Genomic DNA, 2,326 nt, shown 5'->3' with positions numbered 1-2,326 from the left:
AGAAACCTGCTCCGGAGAGCCTTTCTCCGGGTAGCGCACGAACGTCGCCTTGAACTCTCCCGCCTCGATAACGAGGCGATGCTCGAATGCTCCGCGCTCGAGCACGACCCGAAACCCGACCGAAAACGGAAAACCGCTCGGCATGATGCCGCTCGCGAGCACTGTCGCGTTGCGGCCGTCCTCGTACTCGAGCAGCGCCGAAATCTCGCCGGGGCCGCCGCGCGCACTTCCTGCGGCGGCCGCGGTGACGCGCGCAGGCCGTCCCAAAAGCCATTGGACGAAATCGAAGTCGAAGGTCATCAGCTCGGTCGAGGGCTCGCTGTAGTGTTCCTTGTGATCGGGAGCGTCAGCGCGGAGGTAGGAGCCAAGCCGATGTGCGGTGACGCTCAGAACCTTTCCGAGTTCTCCCGACTCGGCGATTCGATGTACGTATTCGTAGCTTGCAATCGAGCGAATCAGGAGGCCGACCAGCAGAACCTTCTTCGAAGCGCGCGCGGCCTCGATCATGGCATCGGCGTCTTCCAGCCGAAGTGCGAGTGGCGTCTCGCAGAAGACGTGTTTTCCCCGCCTGAGAGCGGCTACCACGTATTCGCGGTGGTTGATCGACGGTACGCAGACGTCGATCGCGTCGATCGCAGGATCGTCGACGAGAGCAAACGCGTCGGTGACGGCATTCGCGCTACTGCCCTGCGTTATCGCCTCGGCATGCGCCAAATTCCGACTGAAGACGCCGGCGATCTCGACCGCATCGATCGATCCATAGGAAAACGCGTGCTCAGCGCCCATCGCTCCGGCGCCAAGAATTCCGACTCTGATCTTTGAAGAGGTAACGGGAGTCCTCCGCGAAGTCGATGGACGGTGCCACAGCGCGAAATTCGCGTCAACCAGCAGCTGTCCCGCTCCAAAACCTCTCCCTTGCAGCCGCGAGTATTTTGGCTCCTAGCGACCCATCTTCAGGAGATCGTCGCCCGCCCATCCTTCTTTCAGCGGGACCATGAAGAATGGAGTGAGACTCATTTTTCTGAAACGCCAGCGCCCGTCGCGCTTTAAGTACTCGTCGTTGTAGCGAGCAGCGACGACGTAGCTCTCGCCATTGTAAACCGGCTTGGCTTCCAGGTAGGCGTAGCCGCTGGCGCGATCACCGTTGACCTTCAGGACATGGTTATGGATGAACTGCCGGACGCGATAAAGGCCGCGGCGGCTGTCAGGTGCGGAGCGATCGCGGCCGAGGCCCGAGAAAAACGCCTTGATTTGTTCGCGGCCTTTGGCCTTGCCCAGATACGCGAAATCAAGTTCGCCGTCCTCGGTGAAGAGGTCGGGAATCTCTGCAGTTTGAGCTTCGTTGATACATTCATGGTAGCGATAGCGCAGATCGCGGAGCGCCTCGCGATCGTAGAGGTCGGCAACCTTCGCTTCCAGCTCCTTCACCTTGTCTTCGAGATTTATAGCCATCGTTGTGATCCTCGCAAAGGAACAAACGCGCAGCGCGCGCCTCGAGACGGCCTGGTCGCAGTTAAGCTCGGAGCTAGTTCGGCACCCAGGTGACAGCGCGAATCTCGCCAAACTCGCGGCGCACCTTTGTCCACGAATCGCCCGAATCGGTGCTCAAATACAGGTAACCGTGCAGACTGTTGGCGACCACGACTTCGGGGTTCGCTTGATTTGTTCCGAACCAGTAAATCGTGGAATTTGGCTCGACCGGCAGCTTGCACACTTGCCAGCTCGCGCCGCCGTCCCGCGACCTTTGGATCGCGCCGCGCTTGCCGGGGATGAAGTCGCCGTTGCCGACGAAGATCGTGTCGGGATCGCCGGGCTTGAGCGCGACTCCGCGGCAATAAGAGATCGTGTCCCGTTCTGCGAACTTGGGGAATCCGTGCAGCGAAAATGACTCGCCCTCGTCAAGGCTGCTCCAGATTCCGTCCGGCGTCGTGACCAACAGCTTGGTTCTCGGGCCAGTCGCGAGCGCCACACCATGGACGTCGTGGTTGAGTTCCTTGTCACCGATTTTTGAATGTTTCCAGGTCTGGCCGTCATCGCGGCTGCAATAGACCCCGTCGATTTCGACACCCACCCATATCGTGCGCTTGTCACGCGGATCGATCAGGATATTGGTAACCTTTGGCGCGCCCGCCAGGCATCGCTCGGCCATCGGCACAGGCAATCGATGCCAGCTCTGACCGCGATCGTTCGTGCGGTAAACCCCGGGCTCTTTGGTGCCCGCGAGCATCGTGTCATGATCGGCGGGATGGAAAGTAGCCGACCAGATCTGTTTGCCTTCCATCGGCGAGTCGATCCAGTCCCAGGTCGCACCGTTATCTTCACTTCG

Annotated in this window: 3 protein-coding genes; all 3 read right to left on the bottom strand. The window is 60.2% G+C overall.

The annotated features are described in order from the left end of the window. On the bottom strand, positions 1–804 hold an 804-nt coding region (locus VIW95_RS11390; protein ID WP_331586518.1), incomplete at its 3' end, for a Gfo/Idh/MocA family oxidoreductase. Positions 805–939: 135 nt separating this feature from the next. Next, positions 940–1,452: a nuclear transport factor 2 family protein gene (locus VIW95_RS11385; RefSeq protein ID WP_331586516.1), complete on the bottom strand. Its 513-nt coding sequence runs from the start codon at positions 1,450–1,452 to the stop codon at positions 940–942. A gap of 73 nt (positions 1,453–1,525) precedes the next feature. Then, the coding region (locus VIW95_RS11380) for a WD40/YVTN/BNR-like repeat-containing protein (protein WP_331586514.1) at positions 1,526–2,326 on the bottom strand (801 nt) is incomplete at its 5' end.

Origin of the sequence: Binatus sp. (SeqCode) (genome assembly GCF_036522015.1) — a bacterium.
In the GTDB taxonomy this organism is placed as follows: Bacteria; Desulfobacterota; Binatia; order Binatales; family Binataceae; genus Binatus.
The sequence above is the reverse complement of the archived record's forward strand: the minus strand, read 5'-3'. Positions and strand labels throughout refer to the sequence as shown.

Bases quoted from the DNA above. Each gene is read 5' to 3' on its own strand.
- VIW95_RS11385 (WP_331586516.1), bottom strand. From the start codon at position 1,452: ATGGCTATAAATCTCGAAGACAAGGTGAAGGAGCTGGAAGCGAAGGTT.